This is a genomic window from Microbacterium sp. Root553 (genome assembly GCF_001426995.1).
GTDB lineage: Bacteria > Actinomycetota > Actinomycetes > Actinomycetales > Microbacteriaceae > Microbacterium.
Window position 1 is genome coordinate 2,859,582 of record NZ_LMFY01000001.1, and the last position, 24,774, is coordinate 2,884,355.

General features: G+C 68.0%; 24 protein-coding genes. 8 read left to right on the forward strand and 16 right to left on the reverse strand.

The genetic code is table 11. The features are described 5' to 3' along the window. Position 1: 1 nt before the first annotated feature. From ASD43_RS13495 to rpsA, 9 genes are all read right to left on the reverse strand, one after another. Positions 2-1,216: an MFS transporter gene (locus tag ASD43_RS13495; protein ID WP_082539400.1), complete on the reverse strand. Its 1,215-nt coding sequence runs from the start codon at positions 1,214-1,216 to the stop codon at positions 2-4. Then, on the reverse strand, positions 1,213-1,812 hold the full coding sequence (gene coaE, locus ASD43_RS13500) for a dephospho-CoA kinase (protein ID WP_056418481.1): 600 nt from the start codon (positions 1,810-1,812) through the stop codon (positions 1,213-1,215). Before coaE ends, ASD43_RS13495 begins: the two co-directional genes overlap by 4 nt. Positions 1,813-1,843: 31 nt before the next feature. Then, entirely contained in the window at positions 1,844-2,428 is a 585-nt protein-coding gene (locus ASD43_RS13505) for a CoA-binding protein (RefSeq protein WP_056418484.1), read from the reverse strand. Further along, complete coding sequence (locus ASD43_RS13510; protein ID WP_056418486.1) at positions 2,425-3,729, reverse strand: O-acetylhomoserine aminocarboxypropyltransferase/cysteine synthase family protein; 1,305 nt, start codon at positions 3,727-3,729, stop codon at positions 2,425-2,427. Before ASD43_RS13510 ends, ASD43_RS13505 begins: the two co-directional genes overlap by 4 nt. Further along, positions 3,729-5,726: an acetate--CoA ligase gene (gene acs, locus ASD43_RS13515; protein WP_056418489.1), complete on the reverse strand. Its 1,998-nt coding sequence runs from the start codon at positions 5,724-5,726 to the stop codon at positions 3,729-3,731. Before acs ends, ASD43_RS13510 begins: the two co-directional genes overlap by 1 nt. 1 nt (position 5,727) lies before the next feature. After that, on the reverse strand, positions 5,728-6,588 hold the full coding sequence (locus tag ASD43_RS13520; protein WP_056418492.1) for an ABC transporter permease: 861 nt from the start codon (positions 6,586-6,588) through the stop codon (positions 5,728-5,730). Then, positions 6,585-7,631 (reverse strand): aliphatic sulfonate ABC transporter substrate-binding protein, encoded by a 1,047-nt coding sequence (locus tag ASD43_RS13525; RefSeq protein WP_056418495.1) that lies wholly within the window; start codon positions 7,629-7,631, stop codon positions 6,585-6,587. The genes ASD43_RS13520 and ASD43_RS13525 overlap by 4 nt, the downstream gene beginning before the upstream one ends. Then, positions 7,628-8,482: an ABC transporter ATP-binding protein gene (locus ASD43_RS13530; RefSeq protein ID WP_056418498.1), complete on the reverse strand. Its 855-nt coding sequence runs from the start codon at positions 8,480-8,482 to the stop codon at positions 7,628-7,630. Before ASD43_RS13530 ends, ASD43_RS13525 begins: the two co-directional genes overlap by 4 nt. 134 nt (positions 8,483-8,616) lie before the next feature. Further along, entirely contained in the window at positions 8,617-10,071 is a 1,455-nt protein-coding gene (gene rpsA / locus ASD43_RS13535) for a 30S ribosomal protein S1 (protein ID WP_045253758.1), read from the reverse strand. 203 nt (positions 10,072-10,274) lie between these two features. Between rpsA and ASD43_RS13540 the strand changes: the two genes are divergently transcribed. Continuing rightward, positions 10,275-11,216 (forward strand): 5'-3' exonuclease, encoded by a 942-nt coding sequence (locus tag ASD43_RS13540; RefSeq protein WP_056418500.1) that lies wholly within the window; start codon positions 10,275-10,277, stop codon positions 11,214-11,216. Positions 11,217-11,223: 7 nt separating this feature from the next. Here ASD43_RS13540 and ASD43_RS13545 read toward each other — a convergent pair whose 3' ends face one another. Both ASD43_RS13545 and trpD read right to left on the reverse strand, forming a co-directional pair. Next, the gene (locus ASD43_RS13545) at positions 11,224-12,210 is read right to left on the reverse strand and encodes a PHP domain-containing protein (RefSeq protein WP_056418504.1); all 987 of its coding nucleotides are present in this window, start codon (positions 12,208-12,210) and stop codon (positions 11,224-11,226) included. A 7-nt stretch (positions 12,211-12,217) separates the two neighbouring features. Beyond that, positions 12,218-13,282, reverse strand: a complete 1,065-nt coding sequence (gene trpD, locus ASD43_RS13550) for an anthranilate phosphoribosyltransferase (protein ID WP_056418508.1) — start codon at positions 13,280-13,282, stop codon at positions 12,218-12,220. Between the two features lie 191 nt (positions 13,283-13,473). On the opposite strand from trpD, the gene ctaE reads away from it, so the two are divergent. The 6 genes from ctaE (at position 13,474) to ASD43_RS13580 (ending at position 18,884) form a co-directional block, all read left to right on the forward strand. Then, positions 13,474-14,127 carry an aa3-type cytochrome oxidase subunit III gene (gene ctaE / locus ASD43_RS13555; RefSeq protein ID WP_045253755.1) on the forward strand — a complete coding sequence of 218 codons (654 nt, stop codon included), beginning with the start codon at positions 13,474-13,476 and terminating at the stop codon, positions 14,125-14,127. Positions 14,128-14,147: 20 nt separating this feature from the next. Next, positions 14,148-14,951, forward strand: a complete 804-nt coding sequence (qcrC, locus tag ASD43_RS13560; protein ID WP_045253754.1) for a cytochrome bc1 complex diheme cytochrome c subunit — start codon at positions 14,148-14,150, stop codon at positions 14,949-14,951. Positions 14,952-14,987: 36 nt separating this feature from the next. Then, complete coding sequence (gene qcrA / locus ASD43_RS13565; protein WP_056418511.1) at positions 14,988-16,064, forward strand: cytochrome bc1 complex Rieske iron-sulfur subunit; 1,077 nt, start codon at positions 14,988-14,990, stop codon at positions 16,062-16,064. Next, complete coding sequence (gene qcrB, locus ASD43_RS13570) at positions 16,061-17,878, forward strand: cytochrome bc1 complex cytochrome b subunit (protein WP_056418514.1); 1,818 nt, start codon at positions 16,061-16,063, stop codon at positions 17,876-17,878. Before qcrA ends, qcrB begins: the two co-directional genes overlap by 4 nt. Before the next feature lie 92 nt (positions 17,879-17,970). Then, positions 17,971-18,384, forward strand: a complete 414-nt coding sequence (locus ASD43_RS13575; protein WP_056418517.1) for a RidA family protein — start codon at positions 17,971-17,973, stop codon at positions 18,382-18,384. Next, positions 18,381-18,884, forward strand: coding sequence for a GNAT family N-acetyltransferase (locus tag ASD43_RS13580; RefSeq protein WP_056418520.1), 504 nt, complete (start codon positions 18,381-18,383; stop codon positions 18,882-18,884). The genes ASD43_RS13575 and ASD43_RS13580 overlap by 4 nt, the downstream gene beginning before the upstream one ends. Before the next feature lie 162 nt (positions 18,885-19,046). Here the strand turns inward: ASD43_RS13580 and ASD43_RS13585 are convergent, their stop codons facing one another. The 5 genes from ASD43_RS13585 to ASD43_RS13605 all read right to left on the reverse strand — a co-directional run bounded on the left by ASD43_RS13585 (position 19,047) and on the right by ASD43_RS13605 (position 24,082). Beyond that, on the reverse strand, positions 19,047-19,481 hold the full coding sequence (locus ASD43_RS13585; RefSeq protein WP_056418523.1) for a cytochrome c oxidase subunit 4: 435 nt from the start codon (positions 19,479-19,481) through the stop codon (positions 19,047-19,049). A gap of 3 nt (positions 19,482-19,484) precedes the next feature. Then, a complete protein-coding gene (gene ctaD, locus ASD43_RS13590; protein WP_056418526.1) occupies positions 19,485-21,218 on the reverse strand; it encodes an aa3-type cytochrome oxidase subunit I in 1,734 nt (577 codons plus the stop codon). Between the two features lie 3 nt (positions 21,219-21,221). After that, on the reverse strand, positions 21,222-22,124 hold the full coding sequence (ctaC, locus tag ASD43_RS13595) for an aa3-type cytochrome oxidase subunit II (protein ID WP_056418529.1): 903 nt from the start codon (positions 22,122-22,124) through the stop codon (positions 21,222-21,224). 99 nt (positions 22,125-22,223) lie between these two features. After that, on the reverse strand, positions 22,224-22,589 hold the full coding sequence (gene erpA, locus ASD43_RS13600; protein WP_045253746.1) for an iron-sulfur cluster insertion protein ErpA: 366 nt from the start codon (positions 22,587-22,589) through the stop codon (positions 22,224-22,226). A gap of 71 nt (positions 22,590-22,660) precedes the next feature. Next, positions 22,661-24,082, reverse strand: a complete 1,422-nt coding sequence (locus ASD43_RS13605) for a dipeptidase (protein WP_056418532.1) — start codon at positions 24,080-24,082, stop codon at positions 22,661-22,663. Between the two features lie 46 nt (positions 24,083-24,128). On the opposite strand from ASD43_RS13605, the gene ASD43_RS13610 reads away from it, so the two are divergent. Further along, positions 24,129-24,716, forward strand: coding sequence for a DUF3043 domain-containing protein (locus ASD43_RS13610; RefSeq protein ID WP_045253744.1), 588 nt, complete (start codon positions 24,129-24,131; stop codon positions 24,714-24,716). The last annotated feature ends 58 nt before the right edge of the window (positions 24,717-24,774 follow it).

Genomic DNA, 24,774 nt, shown 5'->3' on the forward strand with positions numbered 1-24,774 from the left:
CTCACGAGGAGAGCGGGCCCGGAGACGCGCGCAGCTTCGCGGCCGCCACGGCCGCCGCGAGGGCGCACATCGCGAGGACGGCGACGATGAACCACACCCAGTCCACCTCGCCGAACACGATGCCGAGCGCCCACCCGAACAGGCTCGATCCCGCGTAGTAGCCGAAGTAGTAGAGCGAGGATGCCTGTGCCCTGCTGTCGGGTCCTGCCGCCACCGGCGCCCATCCCGATGCCACGGCGTGCGCCGCGAAGAAGCCCCCGGTGAAGAGGAGCAGCCCGAGCAGCACGAGCGTCGTCGCCTGCGCCAGCATCCCGGCCGCCCCCGCGGCCATCACGGCGATCGCTCCCAGCAGCACCGGGTATCTTCCGAAACGCGAGGCCAGGGCGCCTGCCCAGGGCGACGAGACGGTGCCGGCGAGGTAGGCGAGGAAGAGCAGCGTCACCACCCACGCCGGCAGCGCGAACGGCGGCTCGGCGAGGTGGAATCCGAGGTAGTTGTAGACGGCGACGAACCCGCCCATGAGCAGGAAGCCCTGAGCGTACAGTGCGAGCTGGCGCCCGGCGCGCAGCGGGGCCAGCAGACGCGCGAGCATCCCCGGTCCGGCGTCCTCGCGGAATCGCCCGGGGAGGAATCCCTGCGCCTTCGGCGTCAGCCAGAGGAACAGCACGGCAGCCACTGCGCACAGCCCGGCGACCGTCCACATGCCCGCTCGCCACCCCGCCTGCTCGCCGACGATGCCCGACACGATCCGCCCGAGCAGCCCACCCACCGTCGTCCCGGCGATGTAGCTCCCCGCTGCGGCGGCGGCATGCCGGGAGCTGACCTCTTCACTGAGGTAGGCCAGCGCGACCGCAGGCACGGCCCCGAGCGCGACTCCCTCGAGGAGACGCAGAGCCAGCAGCATCTCCGTCCCGGCGCTGAGCGGCGCGAGGAGTCCCAGCACGGTCGCCGCGAGCACGCCGGTCGCCATCGCCTGCACCCGTCCGATGCGATCGGCCACCATCGACCACGGGATGACCGCGGCGGCCAGCCCGAGCGTCGCCGCCGAGACGCTGAGCGCGGCGCTCGCAGGCGACACCCCGAGATCGGTCGCCAGCTGCGGCAGCACCGCCTGAGGCGAGTAGAGCTGAGCGAAGGTCGCGATGCCCGCGAAGAACAGACCGACGATCAGCCGTCGGTACACCGGCGACCCCGGGGCGTGGCCGGTGAAGGTCACGACGTGGCGATCCGCTCCCAGAGATCATCCGTCTGCGAGAGCGTCTGCGCGAGCGTACCGGCGGTGTCGATCACGACGTCGGCGACGGCCAGGCGGCGCTCATCGGAGACCTGCGCGTCGATCCTCGCCTGCGCCGCGTCCTCCGCCATGCCGCGGAGTTCGACGAGTCGCCGCCGTCGCTCATCGCCAGGCGCATGGGCGACGACGATCAGGTCCCACGGGTCGTCGACGCGCGCTTCGACCAGCAGGGGCACGTCGTACACGACGACCGTCGTGGGATCCGCGGACATCGCCGCGTCGAACCGGCGCTGCGACTCGGCACGGACAGCGGGGTGCACGATCGCGTTCAGCTGCGCCAGCTGTTCGGCATCCGCGAAGACCTTCGCGCCGAGGGCGGCACGATCCAGCGAGCCGTCGGTGGCGATGACGTCTGCGCCGAAGTGCTTCGCGATGGCGGCGAGAACCGGAGTCCCCGGTGCCTGCACGTCGCGGACGATCTGGTCCGCGTCGACCACGACGGCCCCCCTCTCGGCGAGACGTCGTGCGATGGTCGACTTGCCGGAGGCGATGCCGCCGGTGAGCGCGATGAGAGGCATGCCGCAAGTCTAGGCTTCGACCGGCCCGCGCTCAGCGCCCCAGCAGCTGCCGTTTCGAGCTGATCACGCCCGTGTCGAAGCCTGCCAGGTGCAGTCCGCCGTGGAACCGCGCGTGCTCGATCTTGATACAGCGATCCATCACCACGGAGAGTCCTGCCGCCTCGGCGAGAGTCGCGGCCTCCTCGTGCCATGACCCCAGCTGCAGCCACAGCGTCTGCGCTCCGAGATCGATCGCCTCCTGGGCGACGCCGGGAAGGTCCTCATGGCGACGGAACACGTCGACGATGTCGGGGACGACGGGGAGGTCGGCGAGCGAGGCGTACACGGGCTGTCCGAGGATCGACGACTCCCGCGGGTTCACGAGGTACACGTCGTACGCGGTGCTCGAGAGCAGGTAGGTCGCGACGAAGTACGATGCACGGGCCGGGTTGTTCGATGCGCCGACGATAGCGACGGACTTCGCTCGTCGGAGGATGCCGAATCGCTGCTGCTGGCTCGGCCCTTCCCACGTGCGTCCCGGATGCAGCGGGGCGGCCCCGGGCAGCGCGCACGCTGCCGCATCCTGAGACGCGGGGAGGGCGCAGGCGTCTGCTGCCGCGATGTTCGTGTCGCTCATCGATCCGTTCCCGTCGCCGTGGTGAGTGCCTGGTCCAGGTCCCAGATGATGTCGTCCGCGTCCTCGAGGCCCACCGAGATCCGGATGAGGTCGGGGCGCACTCCCGCCGCCACGAGCTGCGACTCCGTGAGCTGTCGATGAGTGGTGGATGCCGGGTGGATGACGAGCGTGCGGGCATCGCCGATGTTCGCGAGGTGCGACGCCAGCTGGAGATTCTCGATCAGCGTCTCCCCCGCCGCGCGACCGTCGTCGGCCTTCACTCCGAAGGCGAACACCGACCCCGGCCCGAGCGGCAGGTACTTCGCGGCGCGCTCATGGTGCGGATGCCCCTCGAGCCCTGCCCACGTCACGTAGGCCACGCGGGGGTCCGACGCCAGCCAGTCCGCGACGATGCGCGCGTTCGCGAGGTGGGCATCGATGCGCTGCGGAAGCGTCTCGATCCCCTGCAGCAGGTCGAACGCCGACTGCGGGCTGAGCGCCGGCCCGATGTCGCGCAGTTGCTCGGTGCGGAGCTTGGTGAGGAACCCGTACTCTCCGAAGTTGTCCCACCATTTGATCCCGCCGTACGACTCGACGGGCTCGGTCATCTGGGGGAAGCGTCCGTTGCCCCAGTCGAAGGTGCCCTTCTCGATCACCACGCCGCCGAGCGTCGTGCCATGTCCGCCGAGGAACTTCGTGACCGAGTGGATGACGATGTCGGCGCCGTGCTCGAGCGGACGAGCGAGATACGGGGTCGCCAGCGTCGCGTCGACCACGAGCGGAACACCGGCGGCATGCGCGACCTCGGCCAACCCCTCGATGTCGGCGATCTCACCGGACGGATTGCCGATCATCTCGACGTAGACGACCTTGGTCTCGGGTCGGATCGCGGCGGCGTAGTCGGCCGGATCGGTGGAGGCGACGAAGGTGGTCTGGACGCCGAATCGGCGCAGCGTCACATCCAGCTGGGTCACGGTGCCTCCGTACAGCTGCGCCGAGGCGACCACGTGGTCACCGGCCCCCACGAGTGCGGCGAACGTGATGAACTCGGCGCTCATGCCCGAGGCGGTCGCGACGGCGCCGATCCCGCCCTCCAGCGATGCCAGTCGCTCCTCGAGCGCGGCGACGGTGGGGTTGCCGATGCGCGAGTAGATGTTGCCGTACTTCTGCAGCGCGAAGAGATTGCCTGCATCCGTCGCGTCCTCGAACACGAACGACGTCGTCTGGTAGATCGGCACGGCGCGGGCGCCCGTCGCGGCATCCGGTGTGCCGCCGGCATGGAGAGCTCTCGTTCGGAACCCGAAGCGGTGTTCTTGCGTCATCATGTCCTCAGTTCGGCGGTCTCGAGCACGGCGGCGATGTCGTCGACGGCCCAGGGGTTCTGCAACGACGTCGTGTCGCCCAGCGGTGCGGGCGTGCGACCGGCGCGGCGGTCCTGCTCGGCCTCCCACAGCTGTGCGAGCAGGCGTCGCATGATCTTGCCGGAGCGGGTCTTCGGCAGATCGGGCACCACGACGATGTGCCTCGGCTTTGCGACCGGTCCGATCGCGGTGGCGACCTGAGCGCGCAGTTGCGACGTCGACACGTCCGCGCGTCCTGACGCGGTGACGAACGCGACGACGGCCTGCCCGGTGACGGGATCGGCGACACCTGCGGTGCCGGCCTCCCCCACCGTGTCGTGGGCCACGAGCGCCGATTCGATCTCGATCGTCGAGAGCCTGTGGCCGGACACGTTCACCACATCGTCCAGGCGTCCGAGGATCCAGATGTAGCCGTCGGCATCGCGCGTCGCCCCATCACCGGCGACGTAGTATCCGCCGTGCTCGCCGTGTCCGGCGTAGGCCGACCAGTACGCATCACGGTATCGCTGGGGGTTGCCCCACACCGTCCGTGCCATCCCCGGCCACGGACGCCGCACCACGAGCGTTCCGGATCGCCCCGGTGCGACCTCATCGCCGTTCGCATCGACCACCGTCGCGTCGATGCCGGGCAGCGGCACGGAGGCGGAGCCGGGCTTGAGCGTCGTCACTCCCGGCAGCGGCGCGATCATCGCGGCTCCGGTCTCGGACTGCCACCAGGTGTCCACCACCGGGAGTTCGTCGCGCCCGAAGTTGCGACGGAACCAGATCCACGCCTCGGGGTTGATGGCTTCTCCGACCGTTCCGAGCAGACGCAGCGTCGACAGGTCATGCCCGCTCGGCAGCTCTGCACCGAACCACGTCATGAACGTGCGGATGAGCGTGGGGGCGGTGTAGTAGACGGTCACGCCGTAGCGTTCGATGATCTCGAGGTGGCGCTCGCGATCCGGGGTGTCCGGCGTCCCCTCGTAGATGACCTGCGTCAGTCCGTTCGAGAGCGGGCCGTAGATCTCGTACGTGTGGGCGGTCACCCACGCGAGATCCGCCGTGCACCAGTGGACGTCGTCGGGCTTCGCGTCGAAATGCGCCCAGTGCGCCCAGCTCGCGTGCGTGAGGTACCCGCCCGAGGTGTGCACCAGCCCCTTCGGCTTCCCCGTGGTGCCGGACGTGTAGATGATGAAGAGCGGATGCTCGGCATCGAAAGCCTGAGGAACATGCTCGGACGAGGCGGTGTCGACCACGTCGTGCCACCAGACGTCGCGTCCCTCGGTCCAGGGGACATCCTGCCCGGTGCGCCGCAGCACCAGGACGTGCTCGAGGTCGGGAAGATCCGCGGCCGCGACGTCCGCCGTCGACTTGACCTCGGTGGCCGTGCCGCGACGGAACTGTCCGTCGCTCGTCACGAGCAGCGCGGCTCCCGTGTCCGCGAGGCGGAACCGCACGGCCTCGGCGGAGAATCCGCCGAACACGAGCGAGTGCACGGCTCCGACGCGCGCGCATGCCAGGGTGATCACGACCGTCTCGATCAGCACCGGGAGGTAGATCACCACCCGATCGCCGGGCCGGATGCCGAGAGCGATGAGCGCGTTGGCCGCGCGCGACACCCTGTCCTGGAGGTCGGAGTACGTCACCGCGACGCGGTCGCCCGGCTCCCCCTCGAAATGCAGGGCGACCTTGTCGCCGCGGCCCCCGTCGACATGGCGGTCGACGCAGTTGTAGGCGACGTTCAGACGTCCGCCGACGAACCACCGGGCGGCGGGAACGGCATCCCCCACAGGCGGGTCCCATTCGTGGGCCGTGTGCCAGGGCTCGGCCCAGTCGAGCCGCTCGGCCGCCTGCTCCCAGAAGAGGGTCGGATCGGACGCCGCCCGGGCGTACGCCTCGGCGGTCACATTCGCGGCCGCCGCGACGCCGGCGGGAGCAGGGTACGTGCGGGTCTCGTGCAGGCGTGCTTCCGTCACGTCACACCCACCGTCGGAGCAGGTACTTCTCGACGAGCACGAGGAGAGCGTTGGTGATCGTGCCGAGCAGCGCGAGCAGCACGATCGACAGGATGATCCTGTCGACGCGTCCGCTGTTCTGCGAGTCGGTGAGCAGGAATCCGAGTCCCATCGAGGAGGCGATCAGCTCGGCGGCGACGAGGAACAGCCAGGCCTGCGCGAGTGCCAGTCGGAGACCGGCGACCACCGAGGGGACGACGGCCGGCAGCTGGACGGTGCGGAACAGAGACCAGCCGCGGAGGCTGAACGAGCGCCCCGCCTCGACGAGGTGGGGATCGACGTGCCGGAGGGCCGAGGCGACGGTCGTGTAGACCGGGAAGAACGCGCCGATGGCGATCAGCGTCACCTTGGACTCCTCGCCGATCTGCATCCAGAGGATCAGGAGCGGGACCCAGGCCAGCGACGGGACCGCACGGACCGCCGATAGCGTGGGGCTGAGCAGCACGTCGCCGATCTTCGAGAGCCCGACGATCCCCGCGATCGCGAGTCCGATCACCGATCCGATCGCGAAACCGAGCAGCACGCGCTGCACCGAGATCGCGATGTGGGTGCCCAGCACCCCGCGTTCTGCGAGCTCGACGCCCGCCGAGAACACGGAGCCGGGCGACGGGAGCAGGTAGGGGGCGACGAGACCGCTCGTCGTCACCACCTGCCAGGCGACGACGATCAGGGCGGGCAGCAGGAACCCGCCGATGACGCGCACCGCAGGACGGTCCCACGCATGCCGTGCGCCCACCTCAGGGCGTCGCCGGACTCCGCGAGCGGCGTCGAGGGCTTCCTGCGCGTCCGCGGGCACCACCACGCGCTGGTCGGGGAGGATCACTCGCCCCCGACCGCCTTCTCCGCGAACGTGGCGTTGACGATCGAGTCGAGCGCCTTGTCGACGGAGTCCTTGCCGCCCTGCACGTCACCGGAGTCGACGAGCACCGGGGCGATCTTCTCGAGGACCGCGATCTGGTCCTCTCCCGGGATGCCGCTCACATCGAGGTTGGAGCGCTCGGTGATGACGGTCTTCGCGACCGCGGGGTCGATGCCGGCGACCTCGGCGAGCAGCGACGCCGTCTCGTCGGGGTTCTCGAGAGCCCACTCGCGCGCCTGCTCGTACGCGTCGACCACGGCCTGAGCGAGATCGGCGTGGTTCTCGATGAAGTCCTCGGTCGCATTGAGGAACCCGTAGGTGTTGAAGTCGACGTTGCGGTAGATGAGCCGGTCGCCCGACTCGACCTCGGCCGCGGCCATGATGGGGTCGAGCCCCGCCCACGCGTCGACGGATCCGCCGTCGAGAGCGGCGCGGCCGTCGGCGTGCTGGAGGTTCTGCACCTCGACGTCATCGATCGAGAGGCCCGCCTCTTCGAGTGACTGCAGCAGGAAGAAGTAGGGGTCGGTCCCCTTGGTCGCCGCGACCGACTTGCCTGCGAGGTCCTCGACCGACGTGATGTCGCTGTCGGGGCCGACGACGATCGCCGACCACTCGGGCTGCGAGAAGATGTCGATGACCTGGATGGGCGACCCGTTCGAGCGGGCCAGCAGTGCCGCAGAGCCCGCAGTGGATCCCACGTCGATGGAGCCGGAGCGCAGCAGTTCGTTCGCCTTGTTGGAGCCGGCCGACTGCACCCACTCGACCTCGACGTCGTCTCCCAGGATCTCCTCGAGGATCCCCTGGTCGCGGATCACGAGGCTCAGCGGGTTGTAGGTGGCGAAGTCGATCGACAGAGTGTCCGACGACCACTCGCCGGAGGCGGCGGCATCGCCTTCCGAGGCGTCGGATGCGGTGGCGTTCTCCCCCGCCACGCAGCCGGTGGCGACGAGCATCATCGTTCCGGCGATGGCGATCGCGGGGATGATTCTGCGGGTGACGGTGCTCATCGGTTCTCCTCGGGTGCGGTGCGGTGATGGGTGTCGACGCCGAGTCCTTCGAGGAGCTCGGCGCGGAGGTTCGCGAGACCGTGATCGGCCCGGTCGCGGGGTCGGATCCCCGGCACGCTCAGGGTGCGCGCGATGGAGCCCGCGTCGGTCTCCGCGTCGCCGCCGAGGGTGCGCAGCAGCAGCACCCGATCGGCGAGGTAGAGGGCCTCCTCGACGTCATGTGTGACGAGGAGGATCGTGGTCGGCTCGGCGGCATGGATCTTGAGCAGCAGATCGTGCATCCGCAGCCGTGTGAGCGCGTCCAGCGCCCCGAACGGCTCGTCGAGGAGCAGCACACCGGGATTGCGCGCGAGCGCGCGGGCGAGCGAGGCGCGCTGCGCCATGCCGCCGGACACCTCGCGCGGCCGCTGGTCGGCCGCCTGCTCGAGACCGACCAGGTCGAGCAGCTCGCGCACGCGTTCGCGCCCTTCGCGTCGCGCGATGCCGCGGGGAAGCCCGAGCTCGACGTTCTGCGCGATCGTGCGCCATGGCAGGAGCCGGGGTTCCTGGAAGGCGATCGCGGTGCGCTCGTCGACGTCGGCGACATCCGTGTCCGCGAGGAGGATGCTGCCGCCCGTCGGTGCGTCCAGCCCGCCGACCAGACGCAGGAGAGTGGATTTTCCGCATCCCGAGGGACCGACGATCGCGACGATCTCGCCGGCCGCGACCTCGACGTCGACCCCGCGCAGAACCTCGCGCCGACCACGGGCCACGGGGAAGCTCCGCTCCACACCGTGCAGGCGCACGGGCTGAGCGGTACCGGCGATCGCCGGTACGCGTGCCGTGGAGGGCGCGGAGAGCAGGGAAGTCATATCCCCATGCTGTCCAACTCGCAGAGATGTGACGAATGCCGCCGTAATGTGCGGTCACGGAGCACGGGGAACAGGCGGAGACGCGGAACGGGCCGCCATCCCGAAGGATGACGGCCCGTTCCAGAGCGTGATGCTTAAGCGTTGCCGCCCGACAGCTTCTCGCGGAGCGCCGCGAGGGCCTCGTCGTCTGCCAGCGTGCCCGCGCCTGCGGCCTCGCTCGAGAAGACCTGGCCACCGAAGTCGTCGCCAGCGGCTGCCTCGGCCTCGGCTGCCTTGGCAACCTGAGCCTTGTGGGCCTCCCAACGGGACTGGGCTGCAGCGTACTCCTGCTCCCATGCCTCGCGCTGGGTGTCGAAGCCTTCCTTCCACGCACCGGTCTCGGGGTCGAAGCCCTCCGGGTACTTGTACTCGCCGGCCTCGTCGTACTCGGCGAGCATGCCGTACAGAGCCGGGTCGAACTCGGTGCCGTTGACGTCGACGGCCTCGTTCGCCTGCTTCAGCGAGAGCGAGATGCGGCGACGCTCGAGGTCGATGTCGATGACCTTGACGAAGACCTCTTCGCCGACCGACACGACCTGCTCGGCCAGCTCGACGTGCTTGCTGGAGAGCTCGGAGATGTGGACGAGGCCCTCGATGCCGTCTGCGACGCGAACGAACGCGCCGAACGGAACGAGCTTGGTGACCTTACCCGGCGTGACCTGACCGATCGCGTGGGTGCGGGCGAAGACCTGCCACGGGTCCTCCTGCGTCGCCTTGAGCGACAGGGAGACGCGCTCGCGGTCGAGGTCGACCTCGAGGATCTCGACGGTGACCTCCTGGCCGACCTCGACGACCTCGGAGGCGTGCTCGATGTGCTTCCAGGACAGCTCGGAGACGTGCACGAGGCCGTCCACGCCGCCCAGGTCGACGAACGCACCGAAGTTGACGATCGACGACACGACACCCTTGCGGACCTGACCCTTGTGGAGGTTGTTCAGGAACGTGGTGCGCGACTCCGACTGCGTCTGCTCCAGCAGCGCGCGGCGGCTGAGGACGACGTTGTTGCGGTTCTTGTCGAGCTCGAGGATCTTGGCCTCGATCTCCTGGCCGAGGTACGGCGTGAGGTCGCGGACACGGCGCAGCTCGATGAGCGAGGCCGGGAGGAAGCCACGGAGGCCGATGTCGACGATGAGTCCACCCTTGACCACCTCGATGACCGTACCGGTGACGACGCCGTCGTTCTCCTTGATCTTCTCGACGTCTCCCCAGGCACGCTCGTACTGAGCACGCTTCTTGGAGAGGATCAGACGGCCTTCCTTGTCCTCCTTCTGGAGAACCAGGGCCTCGACCTCGTCGCCGACCTTGACGACCTCGTTCGGGTCGACGTCGTGCTTGATCGAGAGCTCGCGCGAGGGGATGACACCCTCGGTCTTGTATCCGACGTCGAGCAGAACCTCATCGCGGTCGATCTTGACGATCGTGCCTTCGATGATGTCGCCGTCGTTGAAGAACTTCAGGGTCTTCTCGACCGCGGCCAGGAAGTCCTCAGCAGATCCGATGTCGTTGATGGCGACCTGCTTGGTGGCCGGGGCGGTCGTTGCGGTAGTCATGTAGTGGGTTGTCCTTGTGAATGGAGACTCGGGCTGAAGGCTCCGGCCGCGCACGGCCGACTGCGAGCTCTGCAGCGATGGTGTGGGTTTCTGCCACCCGGGCATGCACAGGCACGCCACGAGTGACAGTCAAGGCTATCAGATGCGAGGACTCTTTGACGGACGCGATGTCGCGGCGCGGAGTGCGCTGACAGACTGTGTGCATGCCTCGCGCCGACAAGCTGCTCCTGCTCGACACCGCCAGCCTCTACTTCCGCGCTTTCTACGGTGTCCCCGACAAGGTGACGGCGCCCGACGGCTCCCCCATCAACGCCGTACGAGGGCTGCTCGACATCGTCGCGAAGCTGGTCACGCTGTACGAGCCCACCCATGTGGTGGCCTGCTGGGACGACGACTGGCGTCCTCAGTGGCGGGTCGATCTGATCCCGAGCTACAAGTCGCACCGTGTCGTGGAGGTCGTTCCGGCCGGCCCTGACGTCGAGGAGGTGCCCGATCCGCTCGAGGCGCAGATCCCTCTGATCCGCCAGACCCTCGGGCTGCTCCGCATCCCGATCATCGGCGTCGCCGAGCACGAGGCCGACGACGTGATCGGCACGCTCGCCACGCACGCCACGATGCCCGTGGACATCGTCACCGGAGACAGGGACCTGTTCCAGCTGGTCGACGACGAGAGAGATGTGCGGGTCATCTACACCGCTCGCGGCATGAGCAACCTCGAGATCGTGACGGATGCCGTCGTGGTGGCGAAGTACGGCGTGCTCCCCTCGCAGTACGCGGACTTCGCCACGATGCGCGGCGACGCCTCCGACGGCCTTCCGGGCGTGACCGGAGTCGGAGAGAAGACGGCGGCGACGCTGCTGCAGGCTCACGCCGACCTCGACGGCATCCGAGCGGCCGCCGCAGCCGGTGAAGGGATGAGCGCGGGCGTCCGCGCGAAGATCCTGGCCGCGACGGACTACCTCGACGTCGCACCCACGGTGGTCGCCGTCGCCCCCGATCTCGACATCGTGGCGCCCGGCGATGCGCTCCGCCCCCTCGACCCCGCCGAGGTCGACGCCGCGACGGCCGTCGCGGACAGGTGGAACCTGGGGTCGTCCATGACGCGGGCGATCACGGCGATCGCGGGCATCGACGGCCAGGGCTGACCGCGCGTCACCGCGCCCAGGCGAGCAGCCGCTCCAGCCCCCACGTCGTGACGATGCGCGCGGCGGGCACGCCCGCCCGCTCGGCACGCTCCGCGCCGTGATCGAGCAGCGAGAGCTGTCCGGGCGCATGCGCATCGGAGTCGATCGAGAAGAGGCAGCCGGCCTCCAGGGCGATCGCGATCAGCTCATCCGGCGGATCCTGGCGCTCCGGACGTGAGTTGATCTCGACGGCGACGCCGTTCTCGGCACAGGCGGCGAACACCGCCTCGGCGTCGAACTGCGACTGCGGGCGGGTCCCGCGCTCGCCCTGGACGAGGCGCCCGGTGCAGTGACCGAGGACGTTGACGCGCGGATGCGCCACGGCGGCGAGCAGGCGCGCCGTCATCGGCCGCCTGTCCATCCGCAGCTTCGAGTGGACCGACGCCACCACGATGTCCAGTTCGCTCAGCAGCTGCTCCTCCTGATCGAGGGCGCCGTCGTCGAGGATGTCGACCTCGATGCCCGCCAGCAGGGTGAAGCCGTCGCCGGACTCGGCCCGCACGAGCGGCATCTGCTCCCGCAGGCGCGCGGACGAGAGCCCGCGGGCGACGCGCAGGCGCGGCGAGTGATCGGTGATCGCCTGATACTCGTGCCCCAGTGCTCGCGCGGCAGCGGCCATCACCGGGATCGGCGTCGTGCCGTCCGACCAGTCCGTGTGGGCGTGCAGATCTCCTCGGAGACGTCCTCGCAGCGCCGATCTGCGCTCGGGCTCGACCTCGCCCCGCAGCTCGATGAGATAGTCCGGGACCTCGCCGCCCTGGGCCTGCCGGATCACGCCGAACGTCGACTCGCCTATCCCCTTCGCGGCACGGAGCCGCGTGGGATCGGCGCGGACGTCGTCCGGAAGCTGCTGCAGAGCCGCAGCCGCCGCCCTGAACGCCTTCGCCCGATACCTCGACGCGCGCTCGCGCTCGAGCAGCGACGCGATCTCGAGCAGCGCTGCGACGGGATCCATCCGGGACCTATGCCGAGGCCAGTTCGCGACTCACGCCGATCCACTGGTCGAGCTTCGCGAGAGCGCGGCCGTCGTCGATCGCCTGTGCGGCGCGCTCGTACCCCTCGCGCAGACGCTCCAGGATGGGCCGCTGCACCTGGGCGGCGTCCTGCGACAGCTCGAAGGCGACGATGCCGGCCGCCGCGTTGAGCAGCACGATGTCGCGCACGGGTCCGGCCTCCCCCTCGAGGGTGCGTCGGAGGATCGCGGCGTTGTGGTCAGGGGTGCCTCCGATCAGATCGGAGAGGTCGGCGACCGGGATGCCGAGGTCTCGGGGGTCGAGGTCGTGCTCGTGGATGTCACCGCGGGTGACCTCCCAGATGCGGCTGTGGCCGGTCGTCGTCAGCTCGTCGAGACCGTCGTCGCCGCGGAAGACCAGGGCCGTGGCTCCTCGGGTGCGGAAGACGCCGGTGATCAGCGGCACGCGCTCGAGCTGCGCGACGCCGACGGCGTTGGCCTCTGCTCGGGCGGGGTTGCAGAGCGGCCCGAGCATGTTGAACACCGTGGGCACGCCGAGCTCGGCGCGGACCTTCGCCGCGTGCTTGAACCCGGGGTGGAAGGCGCCGGCCCAGGCGAAGGTGATCCCCGTGCGATCGAGGATCGACGACACGGCGGCCGGATCGAGAGTGAGTTCGAGTCCGAGGGCGCTCAGCACGTCGGACGAGCCGGAGGACGAGCTGGCGGCCCGGTTGCCGTGCTTGACGACCGGCACCCCCGTCGCTCCGATGATCACGGCGGCGGTCGTCGAGACGTTGACGGTGCCGACGCGGTCGCCGCCGGTTCCGACGATGTCGAGGACGTCCGGCGACACGGGCAGGGGCACGGCGGCTTCGAGGATGGCGTCGCGGAACCCGACGATCTCGTCGATCGTCTCGCCCTTGGCGCGCAGCGCGACGAGGAACCCCGCGAGCTGCGCCTCGGTCACGTCTCCGCGCATGATCTGGCGCATGGCCCAGGTGGACTCCCAGACGCTGAGGTCTCGGCGCTCCAGGAGGGTGGTGAGCACGTCGGACCAGGTCAGGGAATCAGCCATGTGTGCGATCCTATCGGCGCGGGAAAACGTGCAGACCGTCAGACGGATGACCGGAGACCGCCCCAGAACGCCCTTTTCCGCGGATTCACCGACTATTCGCAGCGATTTCTTAGGGTCGCCTAAGTGCAACGGCAGCGAATCGAAGGGTCCCGGTGCGAGAATCATGCCCCGGGATCGGCCATAATGGAAGGGTGACGACCTCAGCGACGTATGCCCCGGCGGCAAGAACGATCAAGCGCCCCAACCCGGTAGCTGTCGGCACCATTGTGTGGCTCGGCAGCGAGGTGATGTTCTTCGCGGGACTCTTCGCGATCTACTTCACGCTCCGCAGCACCTCCCCCGAGCTCTGGGCCGACCGCACCGAGCTGCTGAACGTGCCGTTCGCCTTCGTGAACACGGCCATCCTGGTGCTCTCGTCCTTCACCTGCCAGATGGGTGTGTTCGCTGCTGAGGATCTGCAGCCGTACAAGCTCGGCAAGGGCCAGAAGAACGGTGCCGGCCGACGCCGCCTGTTCGGCTGGGGCATGGTCGAGTGGTTCTTCCTCACCTTCGCGCTCGGCGCGATCTTCGTCTCCGGCCAGGTGTGGGAGTACGCCACCCTCGTCGCCGAGGGCATGCCCATCAGCGCGGACTCCTACGCCTCCGCGTTCTACCTGACGACCGGCTTCCACGCCCTCCACGTCACCGGCGGACTCATCGCCTTCCTGCTCGTCATCGGACGCGCGTACGCCGTCAAGAACTTCCGGCACAAGGAGGCGACCTCCTCGATCGTCGTCTCCTACTACTGGCACTTCGTCGACGTCGTCTGGATCGTGCTGTTCGTCGTTATCTACTTCCTGAAATAAGAGCGGAGCTGATCCCCGAGATGGCACGAGAGAAGAAGCGCCGTTCGAACGGCCGTCGCAGTCCCCTGGCTGCCGCAGCACTCATCGGCGCAGGCCTGATGATCACCGGCGCCGTATACGCCGGGACGTCCGCGGCCTTCGCCGCGACCGACACCCAGACCGCCGCGTCCAGCACGCTCACCGTCGACGACGGCGAGAAGCTGTTCACGGCGAACTGCGCGACCTGCCACGGCCTCGACCTGCAGGGAACGCCCAACGGGCCCAGCCTGTACGGAGTCGGCGAGCTGGCGGTCGAGTTCCAGATGTCCACCGGACGCATGCCGTTGCAGATGCAGGGCCCGCAGGCTCCGCAGAAGGAGCCGCAGTTCACCGAGGACCAGATCCTCGCGATCTCCTCGTTCGTGCAGGAGTCCGCTCCCGGCCCCACGTTCCCCGAGGATCACCTCCTGGACGGCGGCGGCGACGTCGCGAACGGCGCGGAGCTGTTCCGCGTCAACTGCGCCATGTGCCACAACGTCGCAGCAGCCGGTGGAGCGCTCACCGAGGGCAAGTACGCCCCCGCCCTGACCGAGACCAGCGCGCTGCACATGTACGCGGCCATGGTCACCGGCCCCCAGAACATGCCCGTCTTCGGCGACATGAATCTGTCGGACGAGGACAAGCGCGACATCATCTCGGCACTGCTCTACCAGCAGCAGTCGGTGCAGATCGGCGGGTTCTCGCTCGGTTCGCTCGGCCCCGTCTCCGAGGGCCTGTTCGTCTGGATCTTCGGGATCGGCGCACTCGTCGCGATCACCGTGTGGATCACGGCGAAGTCCAACTGACGCTTAATCATCGAAGAGGAACGTACGAGGAGCACCATGGCACACGACGACGACTCGCAGGCTCTCGATAGGGCCTACCAGCCCTCTCCGGGGCTGGGTGTCGCAGTCAGCGATCCCGTGCAGAACCCGGGGCTTCCGCCGCACCGCGAGCGGATGACCGACAAGGACCCGCGCGCTGAGAAGACTGCGGAGCGCACGGTCTACACGCTGTTCTACCTCTCGCTGGCCGGAAGCATCTGGGCGGTCGCCGCCTACATGCTGTTCCCCATCGAGAGCGGCGCGCTCATCGACATCCGACAGAACAACCTCTTCATCGGTCTGGGCATCGCGCTCGCACTGCTGTCGATCGGAATCGGCGCGATCCACTGGTCCAAGGCGCTGATGAGCGACAAGGAGCACATCGAGCACCGCCACCCCACCCGTGGCAAGGACTCGACCCGCGAGGCTGTCGTCGAGGCGTTCGCCACGGCGAACGAGGAGTCCGGCTTCGGACGCCGCACGATGATCCGAAACTCGCTGTTCGCCGCGATCGTCGCCTCGATCATCCCCGGCGTGACGCTCTTCCGCGGTCTCGCTCCGCACAGCACTCCCGACGACCCCACTGCCGGCGATCCGGTCGTGCTGCTGAAGCAGACGATGTGGGAGAAGGGTCAGCGACTCGTGCGCGACCCCGACGGCACGCCGATCCGCGCTGCCGACGTCACCATCGGCTCCGCGTTCCACGTGATCCCGGAGGACCTCGCCGACCTCAGCCACCACGACGGCTACCTCGAAGAGAAGGCGAAGGCCATCGTGCTGATGATGCGCCTCCGCCCCGAGCAGCTCACCGAGGCCGAGGACCGCAAGGACTGGTCGTACGACGGCATCGTCGCGTACTCCAAGGTCTGCACCCACGTCGGCTGCCCTGTCGCTCTGTACGAGCAGCAGACGCACCACCTGCTGTGCCCCTGCCACCAGTCGCAGTTCGACGTGACCGATCACGCCAAGGTCATCTTCGGCCCGGCCGCACGCCCGCTGCCGCAGCTGCCCATCACCGTCGACGACGAGGGCTACCTCGTCGCACGCAGTGACTTCACCGAGCCCGTCGGCCCGAGCTTCTGGGAGCGCCATTGAGCACCGCAACGCTGTCCAAAGAGGACAAGGACAACAAGGCGCCCCTCGGCGGCCGATTCGTCGGCGCCGCGTCGAACTACATCGATGAGCGCACCAGCATCTCGGGCTTCGTCAAGGAGCTCGGACGCAAGATCTTCCCCGACCACTGGTCGTTCATGCTGGGCGAGATCGCTCTGTGGAGCTTCGTGGTCGTGTTCCTCTCCGGAACCTTCCTGACGTTCTTCTTCCAGGCCTCGATGGTCGAGACGCACTACACCGGCGCGTACGCGCCGATGCGGGGCATCGAGATGTCGGCGGCTCTCGAGTCGTCGCTCCACATCTCGTTCGATCTGCGTGGTGGCCTCCTGGTCCGTCAGATCCACCACTGGGCCGCTCTCGTCTTCGTCGCCGGCATCGGCGTGCACATGCTGCGCGTCTTCTTCACCGGAGCGTTCCGCAAGCCGCGCGAGCTCAACTGGGTGATCGGATTCGTCCTGTTCATCCTCGCGATGGCCGAGGGCTTCACCGGCTACTCGCTCCCCGACGACCTGCTCTCGGGTAACGGTCTGCGCATCATCGACGGCATGATCAAGGGCTTCCCGCTCGTCGGCACCTGGATCTCGTTCCTGCTGTTCGGCGGCGAGTTCCCCGGCACCGACATCGTGGGCCGTCTCTACACGCTGCACATCCTGCTGCTCCCGCTCCTGGTCATCGGCCTGATCGCGGTGCACCTGATGCTCATGATCGTGAACAAGCACACGCAGTTCGCCGGCCCCGGCCGCACGAACGACAACGTCGTGGGCTACCCGATGATGCCGGTCTACATGTCGAAGATGGGCGGCTACCTGTTCATCGTCTTCGGCACGATCGTGCTGATCGCGACGTTCTTCCAGATCAACCCGATCTGGAACTACGGCCCCTACGACCCGTCCCCCGTGTCCGCCGGTACCCAGCCTGACTGGTACATCGGCTTCGCGGACGGTGCTCTCCGCCTCGCTCCGTCGAACCTCGACGTCGTGTTCCTGAACCACACCTGGTCGTTCGGAATCCTGCTCCCGGTGATCGTGCTCGGTCTGTTCATCGTGCTCGTGGCCGTCTACCCCTTCATCGAGGCGTGGATCACGGGAGACAAGCGCGAGCACCACATCGCCCAGCGTCCCCGCAACGCCGCGACCCGCACCGCCATCGGCGTGGCCGGGGTCATCTTCTACGCGGTGCTCTGGGCTGCGGCATCGTCCGACCTCATCGCCACGCACTTCATGCTCACGATGGAAGGCGTCATCCACACGCTGCAGGCGCTGCTGTTCGTCGGTCCCGTGCTCGGATACTTCATCACCAAGCGCATCGCGATCGCGCTGCAGAAGAAGGACCGCGAAATCGTCCTGCACGGCTTCGAGTCCGGGCGCATCGTGCGCCTTCCCGGCGGCGAGTTCATCGAGGTGCATCAGCCGGTCGACAAGTACGACCGTTGGAAGCTCATCGACGTCGACGGCTACGAGCCCCTGGTGGTCCGTCCGAACGCGAAGGGCCGCATCTCGTGGACCGAGAACATGCGTTCGTCGATCTCGCGCTGGTTCTTCGAGGACCGCCTAGCCCCGCTCACGCAGGCGGAGGTCGAGGCTGCGGATTCTCACCAGCACCACGTCGAGGCTCACAACGAGGAGACCGAGGCCGCGGAGATCCAGGGCGCTCACGAGCGCGCCGGTGCTCCTGACGCCCCTCTCACCTCCAGCGAGACGCACGTCGACGAGACGGCGAACACGCCCAGCACGGTCATCTCGACCGGGCCCGTGAAGAAGCCCCGCTCGAAGAAGAAGTCGGAGGACGGCGAGTAGGATCGCCGCTCCCCCAGAAGGCCCTGTCCGTTCGCGGACAGGGCCTTCTTCACGTCCGGGTTCCTCTCACGTCGGCGTGGAAGGATCGTTCCATGAGCTCAGCAGTCCAACTCATCCGTTCCACCGACCTGGCCGCGGCACCGTACGCCTACGCGGCCACCGCTCCCGCCGGCTCCCGCCTGATCTTCCTCGCCGGGGCCTGCCCTCTCGAAGACGACGGCAGCACCACCGCCCCCGGTGACTACGCCGCGCAGGCCGCCCGCTGTGTGCAGACCCTGCGTGCCGCGCTCCGTGCGAGCGGCGCCGAGCTGACCGATGTGATCAGCACCCGTGTCCGGGTCGCTTCGTCTTCCCAGAGCGATCTGGTGACAGCGTGGGATGTCGTCCACGAGGCCTTCGGAGATCACGACGTGCCGAGCACTCTGATGGGTGTCACTGTGCTCGGTTACGACGATCAGCTGGTCGAGATCGAAGCGATCGCCGCGGTCGCGGAGCAGACCCGGTGAGCGCCGTCATCCGCCCGGGAGCAGCGGACGACGCCGAGGCTCTGCAGGCCGTCGAGGCACAGGCCGACGCTCTTCTGATCGACAGGCTCGGCGCACCGCACTGGCCTGCCGCCGCCGATGGCGCCTCGAGACTCGCAGCGCCCGGTTTCGTCCTCGTGCTCGAGGATTCCGAGGACTCCTCCCCCGTGGGCTTCGTCCACGTCCTGGATGCGGACGGCCATGCGCACCTCGAGCAGCTCTCCGTCCTGCCCTCCGTCGGGCGGCAGGGCCATGGCCGGCGTCTCGTGGAGGCGGCGCTGGAGGAAGCGCGTGAACGCGGCTACACGAGGGTCTCGCTGCGGACCTACGCGGAGATCCCATGGAACGCGCCGTTCTATGCGAGCTGCGGATTCCTCGAGAGCATCCCCGAGACGTCCTTCCAGCGCGCTCTGGTCGATACGGAGGCCCGCCTCGACCTCGACCGCTACGGCCGTCGCATCCAGATGACCGTGGAGCTCTGACGCCCCTTCGAGCTCTGACGCCCCTTCGACCCTCTCACTCTCAGGGCGTTCGGGGCCGTCTCCGGGCCTCGTGAGCGCCTTCCGGCCCCCGGGAGCTGCAGCAGCACCGACAGACAGGAAAAGCCCCTGGGATGGATCCCAGGGGCTTTGTCCGTCGTCTTGTCAGCGTGCGAAGTTGCCGCGGTAGTACTCGTACACCCAGCCGACGATCGCGACCACGAAGATCGCGAGGCCGATCGGCAGGAGGAAGTGTCCGACGGCGAGTCCGACGACGAACACGGCCGCGGATCCTGCGAGGACCAGGGGCCACCAGGACCACGGGCTGAACTCGCCGAGTTCGGGATCTCCGTCGTCGATGTCGCTGGTAAGGATGTCCTCGGGCAGCTCGCCGTTCTGGGCCTTGTGCGTGCGGTCGAGGTAGAAGGCGATCATCGCCCCCATGAAGGTCGCGAAGAACAGTGCGACCGTTCCGACCCATTCGATCCGCTCAGCGAAGTTGTCCGCGGGCGTGGCGAGGATGTGCCAGCCCGTGTAGACGACGCCGACCAGGGCGAAGAAGGCGGTGAGGACCCACCAGAGGATGACGTTGTCGCGCATGGCTCAGTGGCCCTCTCGCTCGCCGGGTGCGGCGGGCGAGAACTCGGCCGCCTCCGGGTGGTTCAGGTCGAATGCCGGGCGCTCGCTGCGGATGCGCGGGATCGACGTGAAGTTGTGTCGCGGCGGCGGGCAGGACGTCGCCCACTCGAGAGATGCACCGTAACCCCACGGGTCGTTGACGGTGACCTTGGGAGCCTTGCGAGCCGTGATCCAGACGTTCAGGAAGAACGGGAGCATCGACGCACCGAGGATCATCGCGCCGATCGTGGAGACCTGGTTCTGCCAGGTCCACCCGTCGGCTGCCGAGTAGTCCGCGTACCGGCGCACCATGCCGTCGACACCGAGCCAGTGCTGGATGAGGAACGTCATGTGGAAGCCGATGAACAGCAGCCAGAAGTGCACATAGCCGAGGCGCTCGTTGAGCATGCGTCCCGTCCACTTCGGCCACCAGAAGTAGAAGCCCGCGAACATCGCGAACACCACGGTTCCGAAGACCACGTAGTGGAAGTGCGCCACGACGAAGTACGAGTCGGACAGTGCGAAGTCGAGGGGCGGCGCCGCGAGGATGACGCCGGTGAGGCCACCGAACACGAAGGAGACCAGGAATCCGAGGGCGAACACCATCGGCGTCTCGAACGTCACGGAGCCTCGCCACAGCGTGCCGATCCAGTTGAAGATCTTCACGCCCGTCGGAACCGCGATGAGCATCGTCATCAGCGCGAAGAAGGGCAGCAGCACGGATCCGGTCACGTACATGTGGTGAGCCCACACCGCCACGGACAGCGCCGCGATCGCGATCGTCGCGTAGACCAGGGTCTTGTATCCGAAGATCGGCTTGCGGCTGAACACCGGGAAGATCTCGGAGACGATGCCGAAGAACGGCAGCGCGATGATGTACACCTCAGGGTGTCCGAAGAACCAGAACAGGTGCTGCCACAGCAGGACGCCGCCGTTGGCGGGGTCGTAGATGTGCGCGCCGAGAACTCGGTCCGCACCGGCGGCGAAGATCGCCGCGGCCAGCACCGGGAACGCCATCAGGATGAGAAGGCTGGTGATCAGCGTGTTCCAGGAGAAGATCGGCATGCGCCACATGGTCATGCCGGGGGCGCGCATCGTGATGATGGTCGTGATGAAGTTCACGGCGCCGAGGATGGTGCCGAAGCCCGAGATTCCCAGGCCCAGCATCCAGAGGTTTCCACCCGCGCCCGGCGAGAACGAGGCGCTCGCGAGCGGCTGGTAGGCGAACCAGCCGAACGAGGCCGCACCCTGCGGGGTGAGGAAGCCGGCGACCGCGATGGTCGATCCGAACAGGAAGAGCCAGAAGGCGAAGGCGTTCAGACGCGGGAACGCCACATCCGGCGCTCCGATCTGCAACGGCAGGATCGCGTTCGCGAATCCCGCGAAGAGCGGCGTCGCGAACATCAGCAGCATGATCGTGCCGTGCATCGTGAACAGCTGGTTGTACTGCTCCTTGGTCGGGATGATCTGCATCCCGGGGGCGAACAGCTCTGCGCGGATGACGAGAGCCATCACGCCACCGAGGAGGAAGAACAGCACCGAGGCGATGAGGTACATGTACCCGATCGTCTTGTGGTCGGTGGAGGTGATCCACTTGACGACGATGTTGCCCTTCTGCTCCACACGCGAGGAGCTCATAAGAGCGGCCTGGCGGGCGGGCAGATCGGTGGGACGGGAGCGGGGAGCCTCGTCGGTGCGGGGTGCTTCAGTGGTCGACATGGCTTACTCCTCTCCTTCCTCGGAGTCGGTCGGTGCAGTGGTGCCCGGGTAGTTGCCCAGACGGTCGTAGGCATCGGTGATGTCTCCGGTGTTGCCTTCTTCTTCGAGCGTCTGCAGGTACGCGTCGTACTCGTCCTGCTCGACGACCTTGACGTTGAAGAGCATCATCGAGTGGTACTCGCCGCAGAGCTCGGCGCACTTGCCGGCGTACTCGCCGACTCGGGTCGGGATGAACGACCAGGAGTTGTCCTTCCCGATGTACATGTCCTTCTTGTACAGGAAGTCGATGATCCAGAACGAGTGGATGACATCGCGCGACTGCAGGTTGATCGTGACCTTCTTGTCGACCGGCAGCACGAGGGTGGGCAGCTGCTCCTGGTCGATGTTGCCGGCGGCGTCGGGCTGCGCCTGGATGCCCATGGTCCAGACGGCGTCGGAGTTGTCCTCCTCCTCACCGTCGTACTGGAAGTCCCATGCCCACTGCTTCGCGATCGCGGTGATCTCGACGTCGGGCTCATCCCACTTCGCCTCGATCGCGGTCTGGTCGCGAGCGGTGAAGAAGAACATGCCGAGGACCAGGATGAGCGGAACGATCGTGTAGAAGATCTCGATCGGCATGTTGTAGCGCATCTGGACCGGCAGACCGGTCTGTCCCTTGCGGCGACGGTAGGCGATCGCGGCCCAGGCCATGAGGCCCCAGGTGATCACACCGACGGCGAGCAGGACGATCCAGGAGTTCACCCAGAGCGACGAGACGCGCTCGGTCTGGTTGGTGGCCGCAGGCTCACCCTCCACGAAGCCCGGCAGGTAGCCGTTCAGCTCGGTGGCAGTACATCCCGCCAGGGCCACGGCTGCCGCTACTCCCAGGGGGAGAGCGGCCCAACGAAGGCGGCGTTTCGAGGGCACGATGCACCTTTCAGATTGCGGACAGGGCACACCCAAGTCTAGGGCAACCTCACACCTGATTCATGCCAACCACGCAGGTTGCCACGAGGGGGAACGGGGTCAGTGGAAGCTGTCTCCGCAGGCGCAGCTGCCGGCGGCGTTGGGGTTGTCGATCGTGAAGCCCTGCTCCGAGATCGTGTCCTTGAAGTCGATCGACGCACCGTCGAGGTACGGGACGCTCATGTTGTCGATGATGACCTCGACACCGTCGAAGTCGACGGTCTCGTCGCCCTCGAGGTAGCGCTCGTCGAAGTACAGCTGGTAGATCAGGCCGGAGCATCCGCCGGGCTGGACGGCGACGCGCAGACGCAGGTCGTCGCGGCCTTCCTGCTCGAGGAGATTCTTCACCTTGATCGCTGCGGCGTCGGTCAGCTTCACGCCGTGCGCCTGGGTGGACTCTGCTGCAGTCAGTGTGGTGTCGCTCATGTCGCTCCTTGTGACGGGCCGTGATCACACGGCTGGTGACTCGATTTTACCCTCCGGCCGGACGGTCGGGCTCAGATGATGGTGTCGTTCATGCGCGAGAGCAGCAGGGCCTCGGTCGCCACCGCGTGGCGGAAGGTGTCGAGGTGCAGCGATTCGTTCGGGCTGTGTGCCCTCGAATGCGGATCCTCGACCCCCGTGACCAGGATCTGGGCGGCGGGGAACTCGCGCACGAGATCGGAGATGAAGGGGATGGATCCCCCCACACCCAGATCGATCGGAGCAACGCCGTACCCGTCACGCATGGCGTCGCGGGTCAGCGAGACCGCCCACCCGCTGGTGTCGACGAGGAAGCCGTCGCCCAGGTCGACGTCGGAGAACGTCAGCTCGGCGCCGAACGGCGCATGCGCGCGAAGGTGTGCCTCGAGTGCCGCGTACGCGTCGTCTGCGGACTGCCCCGGCGCCACCCTGGCGCTGATGACGACCGTCACCTCGGGGAGCAGCGTGTTCGACGCTGCGGAGACACTCGTGGCGTCGATCCCGATGACCGTGACCGACGGCTTGTTCCAGATGCGGCTGAGGATCGTCCCGCCGCCGATCGGCGTCGTGCCCGGCAGCAGTCCGGCCTCGTCGCGCAGCGTCTCCTCGCCGTACTCGGGCGTGGGCGCGTCGCGCTCCGTCATCCCCTCGACCGCGACAGACCCGTCGTCGTTCCAGAGAGTGGACAGCATCCTGACCGTCGTCATCATGGCGTCGGGGACCGCTCCCCCGAACATCCCGGAGTGGGAGGCATGATCGAGCGTGCGCACGCGCACCGTGAACCGCGCGTTGCCCCGCAGCGACACGGTCAGTCCGGGGGTGACCGAGTCCCAGTTTCCGGAGTCCGCGACCACGATCGCGTCGGCGCGCAGCGCCTCCTTGTTGTCGGAGAGGAACTGCGCGAACGAGCGCGAGCCGTACTCCTCCTCCCCCTCGATGAACATGGCGATGCCCAGATCGAGATCGTCGCCCCGCACCTCCGCGAGCGCGCGGATGGCCGCGATGTGCGCCATGATCCCGGCCTTGTCGTCCGCGGCGCCTCGGCCGTACATGCGACCGTCTCTGACCGTGGGCTCGAACGGCGGGGTCTCCCACAGCTCGTCGTCGCCGGGAGGCTGCACGTCGTGGTGCGCGTACAGCAGGATCGTGGGCTTGCCGTTGCGGGCCGCGCGGGTCGCGAGCACGGCGGGCTGGCCCTTCTCGTCCGTTCCGGGGATGTCCGCACGGAGGATCCTGACGTCGTCGAACACGCCGGTGTCGGTGGCGAGGGCCGCGACGGCCTCTGCGCTGCGCTCGAGCTGCGTCTGATCGAACGCGGGCCAGGCCATGCCGGGGATGCGGACGAGGCGGCCGAGATCGCTCAGCGCCGCGGGCAGCCCCGTCGACGCCGCCTCGAGGAGCGCGGGCTCACGAGAGTCGGACGGATTCTGGTCACCGGGGTGGGCAGGAGATGTCATGCGAGTAATCTTAAGGTGATCCGCCTTCACCGAACCGAGGAACCTCGTGGCCACTACCCCTGTCTCCCCTCCGACGAACGACGACGCCCCGGAGACGCCGGCGCCGGGCAAGGGGCGCGCGACTCCGTCCAGGGCGGAGCAGGAGGCGGCACGCCGCCGCCCGCTGGTGGCGAACACGAAGGAGGCGAAGGCCGCGGCCCGCGCCGAGCTCAACGAGCGTCGCAACCGCGCCCAGGCCGGTCTCGCGGCCGGCGAGGAGAAGTTCCTTCCGCCCCGCGACAAGGGCCCGCAGCGTCGATGGGTGCGGGACTACGTCGATTCCGGGTGGCACCCGGCGGAGTTCGTGATGGGCGTGATGGTGCTCGTCATCCTCATCTCGTTGCTGCCCGCGAATCTCGCCATCGGCGGATTCGCCGTCGCCGGGTGGGCCTACCTGGTCATGATGGCGTACCTGATCCTCGCGATCGGCGGGATGGTGCTGCTCGGCATCCGCGTCAAGCGCAAGGTGGCCGCGAAGTTCGGCGCTGATCGGATGGAACGCGGACTCGGCTGGTACGCGGCCATGCGATCCCTGCAGATGCGTTTCATGCGCCTGCCCAAGCCTCAGGTCAAGCGCGGCGACCGTCCCGCCTGACCCCGCACACGCAAGAGGCGCCTCCCGCTCGACAGCAGGAGGCGCCTTTTGCGTACGG

Bases quoted from the DNA above. Each gene is read 5' to 3' on its own strand.
- coaE (WP_056418481.1), bottom strand. From the start codon at position 1,812: ATGCCTCTCATCGCGCTCACCGGCGGCATCGCCTCCGGCAAGTCGACC.
- ctaD (WP_056418526.1), bottom strand. From the start codon at position 21,218: ATGTCGACCACTGAAGCACCCCGCACCGACGAGGCTCCCCGCTCCCGT.
- ASD43_RS13605 (WP_056418532.1), bottom strand. From the start codon at position 24,082: ATGACATCTCCTGCCCACCCCGGTGACCAGAATCCGTCCGACTCTCGT.
- qcrA (WP_056418511.1), top strand. From the start codon at position 14,988: ATGGCACACGACGACGACTCGCAGGCTCTCGATAGGGCCTACCAGCCC.
- ASD43_RS13525 (WP_056418495.1), bottom strand. From the start codon at position 7,631: ATGAGCACCGTCACCCGCAGAATCATCCCCGCGATCGCCATCGCCGGA.
- trpD (WP_056418508.1), bottom strand. From the start codon at position 13,282: ATGGCTGATTCCCTGACCTGGTCCGACGTGCTCACCACCCTCCTGGAG.
- ASD43_RS13585 (WP_056418523.1), bottom strand. From the start codon at position 19,481: ATGCGCGACAACGTCATCCTCTGGTGGGTCCTCACCGCCTTCTTCGCC.
- ASD43_RS13540 (WP_056418500.1), top strand. From the start codon at position 10,275: ATGCCTCGCGCCGACAAGCTGCTCCTGCTCGACACCGCCAGCCTCTAC.
- qcrC (WP_045253754.1), top strand. From the start codon at position 14,148: ATGGCACGAGAGAAGAAGCGCCGTTCGAACGGCCGTCGCAGTCCCCTG.
- erpA (WP_045253746.1), bottom strand. From the start codon at position 22,589: ATGAGCGACACCACACTGACTGCAGCAGAGTCCACCCAGGCGCACGGC.
- ASD43_RS13545 (WP_056418504.1), bottom strand. From the start codon at position 12,210: ATGGATCCCGTCGCAGCGCTGCTCGAGATCGCGTCGCTGCTCGAGCGC.
- ASD43_RS13505 (WP_056418484.1), bottom strand. From the start codon at position 2,428: ATGAGCGACACGAACATCGCGGCAGCAGACGCCTGCGCCCTCCCCGCG.
- rpsA (WP_045253758.1), bottom strand. From the start codon at position 10,071: ATGACTACCGCAACGACCGCCCCGGCCACCAAGCAGGTCGCCATCAAC.
- ASD43_RS13510 (WP_056418486.1), bottom strand. From the start codon at position 3,729: ATGACGCAAGAACACCGCTTCGGGTTCCGAACGAGAGCTCTCCATGCC.
- ASD43_RS13530 (WP_056418498.1), bottom strand. From the start codon at position 8,482: ATGACTTCCCTGCTCTCCGCGCCCTCCACGGCACGCGTACCGGCGATC.
- ASD43_RS13575 (WP_056418517.1), top strand. From the start codon at position 17,971: ATGAGCTCAGCAGTCCAACTCATCCGTTCCACCGACCTGGCCGCGGCA.